The 5,384-nt window shown below is 37.7% G+C and carries 6 protein-coding genes; 2 read left to right on the top strand and 4 right to left on the bottom strand.

Going from position 1 to position 5,384, the window contains the following annotated elements:
• The 4 genes from Q1V93_RS12095 to Q1V93_RS12080 all read right to left on the bottom strand — a co-directional run.
• On the bottom strand, window positions 1-2,471 hold a 2,471-nt coding region (locus Q1V93_RS12095; protein WP_300665027.1), incomplete at its 3' end, for an outer membrane beta-barrel protein.
• 182 nt (window positions 2,472-2,653) lie between these two features.
• Window positions 2,654-2,965: a single-stranded DNA-binding protein gene (locus tag Q1V93_RS12090; protein WP_300665025.1), complete on the bottom strand. Its 312-nt coding sequence runs from the start codon at window positions 2,963-2,965 to the stop codon at window positions 2,654-2,656.
• 3 nt (window positions 2,966-2,968) lie between these two features.
• Complete coding sequence (locus Q1V93_RS12085) at window positions 2,969-3,319, bottom strand: single-stranded DNA-binding protein (RefSeq protein WP_300665023.1); 351 nt, start codon at window positions 3,317-3,319, stop codon at window positions 2,969-2,971.
• Window positions 3,320-3,323: 4 nt separating this feature from the next.
• Window positions 3,324-3,680: a single-stranded DNA-binding protein gene (locus tag Q1V93_RS12080; protein ID WP_300665021.1), complete on the bottom strand. Its 357-nt coding sequence runs from the start codon at window positions 3,678-3,680 to the stop codon at window positions 3,324-3,326.
• Between the two features lie 378 nt (window positions 3,681-4,058).
• Here Q1V93_RS12080 and Q1V93_RS12075 point away from each other — a divergent pair, with 378 nt between their 5' ends.
• Together Q1V93_RS12075 and Q1V93_RS12070 are read left to right on the top strand one after the other, a co-directional pair.
• On the top strand, window positions 4,059-4,550 hold the full coding sequence (locus Q1V93_RS12075; RefSeq protein WP_300665019.1) for a GyrI-like domain-containing protein: 492 nt from the start codon (window positions 4,059-4,061) through the stop codon (window positions 4,548-4,550).
• 9 nt (window positions 4,551-4,559) lie between these two features.
• The gene (locus Q1V93_RS12070; protein ID WP_300665017.1) at window positions 4,560-5,165 is read left to right on the top strand and encodes an NAD(P)H-binding protein; all 606 of its coding nucleotides are present in this window, start codon (window positions 4,560-4,562) and stop codon (window positions 5,163-5,165) included.
• Window positions 5,166-5,384: the final 219 nt, after the last annotated feature.

Genomic DNA, 5,384 nt, shown 5'->3' with positions numbered 1-5,384 from the left:
TTAAAGAACCAGCGATAAGGAAGGCTCCAATCAACTACCGCTTTGAAATTATAAGTTGTATACGGTTGATTGGATTGTGTAGACAATGAATTAAAAGGAACATTGTAATTAAATCCACCACCAATTTCTGTTCTCAACGAGTCACCGTTATAATTCAATGAAATATCCGATCCGATCCCCGTATTTCTCGTATCGTTATTAACTGAATTAATTTGATTCATGGAAGAGGTGAAATTTCCGTTCGCATTCACTTGCAGATTTAAATCCTTCACTCCTTTCATTGGAATTCCGGCACCCGCCCAGTAATAAAGGAAATCTGAACTTTTTACGTTAATTGCCTGTGAAATGGATCCTCCGTTAGGTCCGAATGTTGTATTCGAACTGAAGTTATCTTTGATATGGGAATAACTGAAACCGGAATACATATAGAAACCGCTTAATCCCTTCCAAGTATTGAAATTTCCATTGATACTGTGGGTGTAATTCGGTCTCAACCCGGAATTACCGATTTGAATAAAGTTCGGGTTCGTATTGTTCAAAACAGGTTGTAACTGATCAATGGAAGGTAAACTTGAATTGGTGTTATACTGAATCATTAAACGAGTCGTTTGACTGAACTTGTATATGAATACGATACGTGGCAAAACATTATTCAAATCCTGCTTGATCAATGAATCCGTGTACATATTTCTATTGTCAATTGAGATGTTTCGAACTCTTGAACCAACCGAAATTCTCAACTTCGGATTTTCGTAGATTAAGAACGCTCCTAAACGGTTTTGTTGTCTGTCTGTTTTGAATCTATTGGAAAACAACGTGTCTACATCAACATATTCACCACTAACAGGATTCAATGTTGTTTTACGCTGACCATTATTATTTTGATAAAATTCGTAATCGAATTCCAGTTTAAATCGTTTTCCCAATGGCTCAAAGTAATCTACATAAGCTGTATGAGCCATCGAATTACTTCTGATTTCTTTTTTCTGATCAAATCTAAGCCCCCCATTCGATGTATTCGTAATCGCATTCGTATCAGAAGAAAGTAAATCACCATTCGATTGATTATCCGTTCCCACAAAATTGTATCGGGCAATCAATTTTCTGTTCTTCTTCTTAAAATCCTTAAACAACCTGAAAGTTGTGTTCAGATTAGACCCTGTTGCTTTACTGCCATTCTTAATAGTTGTAAATCGTGTCAACACGGTATCTTCTGACAAGAAATCCGTTCTGGATAAGGTATTTTGGTCCGTAAGATTATACTGGAACTTTGGCTCCAATTCAAAACGTGTCAATGAATCGATTTGCTGCGAATACTTAACACCTATTTGATGCTGCATATACGATTCTTTCGTATAACTGTTCAAATCCGTTGTATAAGTCGTATCTGTCAATAAATACTGAGATCTGCTATTTGTTTGTGACTTTACTTCGTATTGATTAAAAGCGTAATTCAAACGAACTTTGGCTCCTTTTTTAAACTTCTGATCCAAGTAAAAACCGGCTTTAAATGTACTTGGAATACCTTCATTCTCATTCATACCGCTCCCACTATACGATTGTATATCGTCATTTTCAGCCATCCAATCTCTTCCTTCAGACAACCCGAATTTAAACAAATCGCTACCGTTGATATTTGTCTTCGGCGTATTGGATCCTAATGCATAAACTGCCAGTTTCTGGTTTTTATTATAGGAATTTATCAACATCTCTCCCTCATAGAATCCCCTATTGGGAGTTGTAAACTGATTGAGTCCACCGGCGAGATCGACCTTTCCAAAATAACCTTTCTTGGCCTCTTCTTTCAGTTTTAGATCGAGAACCTGAACTTTCTCATCGCTCCCGTCTTCCGCATCTTTTTCATAAACTTCAACAGTCTGAACCCCTTTTGCTGCAAGGTTTTTCGTGGCAATCGTAGGATCATTCCCAAAGAATTCGTCTCCGTCTACAAGCACTTGCCCAATTTCTTTTCCTTGATTTTTAATTTTCCCTTTTTCATCAATGGTCATTCCGGGAAGTTTCCGGATCAAATCTTCCACAACTGCATTTTCTTTCACTTTGAAAGAATCGGCTACATATACTAAGGTATCTCCCCGATAATAAATCGGATTTCGATTGGCGTAAATAAGTACTTCATCCAGAGCAGTACTTTTATCTGGCATTGCCAGAGTATCCAGGATAAATGCGTTATTTTCCTTCGACCCGAAGAAGAAAGATCTGAAAACGCCATAATCAGGATGGATTACAGTAAATTCAATCGTGTCGAGCGGAAGATTGAATTCCATATGACCGTATTTATCCGATCGTTTAAAATCCAATAAAACAGAATCACGAACCCGTTTCACAATCCCCACCGCATTCCTTACAACAGTTTGTGAATTCGTGTCTATTATATTTGCCTTGATTTGCATATTTTGAGAATACCCCAAATAAGAAACCAGGAAGAAAAACAGAAGTACAATTTTTTTCAATTTCCAAAGTGTTTAGATGATACAAAATTAGACGGAAATTTTTGGGTTTAACAAAAAAAATGCGAAACGTTACACAAACGAGATGAATGGCTAAGAATATAGTTCAGCGGAAGAAATAAAAGCGGGAACCAAATCGGTCCCCGCACACTGCATATCGTTAAGATAAGGATTGATGATGGAACTTAAAACTTAACGACTTGCCTCACTTCCACTTCCGTAACACGTTTCGTGCTTCCGTCTCTATCTACATATGTCCGGTTTACTAATCTACCCGAAACAGCCAGCTGATTTCCTTTCCGGCAATAATTCGTTAAAAAACTTGCCGTATTTCCCCAGGCAAACATCCGGTAAAACAAAGCTGTATCCGATTCGGTTTTCTTTTCTTGCTTATCTACTGCGAACTGAAATCGGGCAACCATAGAACCGTTTTCAAATGTGGTGATGGTGGCGTCTGATCCCAGACGCCCCACCAGGGTAACTTGGTTTCTCAACATGTTCTACAGAATTATCAAGTCATTCACCTCGATCTCCGAGAACATCTTCCGCTCACCGGACTCCGTTCTATAAAAACGGCTCACCAACCTACCTTCCACCGCCACATTGATTCCTTTTGTGCACAGCTCTTCCAAAACACTTACCCATCTTCCGAAGGCCGTCATTCGATGCCAATCTTGTTTTACCTGAAGATTTCCTTCCTTATCAAGATAATGTTCTTTAGTAGCAAGAGAAAAATTGACCACTTTTCGTCCTCCGGGCAAAAGGCTCACCTTCGGGTCTGAACTGATTTTACCAATAATGTTTACGTGATTCATATGCAGAATCTGATTTTCTTTAATAGTAGTATTCATAACCTTAAGAATTAGCTGTTTCTTGTCTTCTTGAACTCAACAAAACGAATTCACTTAGCTCTATTTCTGTTGTAAACCGTTTCTCACCTTCCTTTGTTTCATAAGTGCGGTTAACGATTCTTCCTTCGATAACAACTTCAGAACCTTTGTCTAATATTTTCTCCACCCGGTCACACATTTTTCCCCATGCAATAACCGTATGCCATTGAGTATTGTCTACCCAATCACCTTTCTTATCTTTGAATCGCTCATTGGTAGCTACTGATAAGCGGGTTTTCTTTGCTCCCGATTCAAAAACCTGGGCTACAGGCTTGGCTCCGATGCGACCAATTAAATTCACTTTGTTTTTTAGCGTGTTCATCTTTGTCTGTTTTAAACGTTTGTAAAATTTTGATTCGATTGATTTTCAACCGATTTGATGTTACAAAGTTGAAACAGGTCAAAATTCATTTTCGGTTATTATCTAATTACTGTCGACTATTTTTCGTTTACAATCAATTAAAATCGTTTTTTAAATTGATTATCAATAATTTACATAAAAATGTTTTATCTGATTTTTGCATCCTGAAATCGGATTAATTTACCTTGATCCTCATTTTGAGTATTCGTTTTGTATTAAAAACAATACCTTTCAAATAGAAAGAAGACTCATTTACAAACAATGAAGACCTCTTATCTTCTGATCCCGGAACAATCATTTAACAATGATGAATCAATCCTACTCCATTCATTCTACAAAATGATTATATTCAAAATCTCAATTAACGACAGTTTCATGATTCAGCAAAAAGGATTCAAATTCATCGGTATTTCTACCGAAACCTCTAATCAAAACGAAGAAGCTTCTTCTGCAATCGGGGCACTTTGGGGACAATTCATTTCTGAAGACCTGCTTTCCAAAATTCCGAATCAACTCGATCCGAATATTGTTTGCATTTATACCGATTATGAAAGTGATTACACCGGAAGATACACTTGCTTACTCGGTTTAAAAGTGAATTCATTGGAAAAGGTTCCGGAAGGACTCATTGGAAGAGAATTTGAAGGAGGAAATTATCAGACTTTTCTTGCTAAAGGAGATTTACCTCAAGCCATTATTGACACCTGGCAGAACATTTGGCAACAAGATGAAACGCTTAACCGAAGTTATACTTACGACTATGAAATCTACGATCATCGTTCCCGAAGAGGAGATGAATCAGAAGTTTCCATTTTCATTGCAACAAACTAATCTCGCTTTATGACGGTTTGTATTTCAGGAGCGAGCGGTTTGGTAGGAAATGAACTTTTAATTCAACTCCTAAACAAAACTGAAGTTGAAAAGGTCTTGGTTTTAAGCCGTAATCCGCTTGGTTTCGGACATCCTAAAATGCAGGTTGTTCTTATTTCCTTCGACCAATTAGCTCAAATTGAAGTAGCTGAAAAAATTGATGTCGGGTTTTGCGCACTCGGAACGACTCTTCGCAAAGCAGGAAGTAAAGCCAGGCAGCAGGAAATCGACCGTAATTATGTAATCGCCTTTGCTGATTTTTGTAAAAGATCCGGAGCTGAAAGAATTGGAATCGTTTCATCCATCGGGGCAAATGCACAATCCTCCAATTTCTATTTACGTACGAAAGGTGAAATGGAACAGGGTGTTATGGCTCTGGGAATTCTCCATACTGTTTTTACCCGTCCTTCATTTTTAGTCGGTCCCAGAAAGGAATTCCGGCTGAGTGAGAAAATACTGACCTTTTTAAGCGTTCTGATCAACCCGCTTTTATTCGGAAAAGCTAAAAAGTATAAAAGTATCCACGCCTCAACCGTCGCCAAAAATTTAATGGAGTCTACTTTTCAACAGTTCTAATCAACAGTTCTAACGAATGATCGAACTATAGATTTCGTGAAAATTAACTCAGGAGTATTACCTTAGCAACATGGGAACCATTCTGAAATACTTACCTGAAAAGCAAGTGATTAAAGTATTGCTTCTTTTTGTAGTTCTTATTTTCAAGGATCAATTCAGTTATTCCCAATCACTTGGAAAACTCATCGAGTCAACCCTGAAATCAGATGCGCCGTTCAC

It is taken from the genome of Fluviicola sp. (assembly GCF_030151805.1).
Classification (GTDB): domain Bacteria; phylum Bacteroidota; class Bacteroidia; order Flavobacteriales_D; family Crocinitomicaceae; genus Fluviicola.
This window is presented reverse-complemented; position numbering and strand designations above follow the sequence as displayed.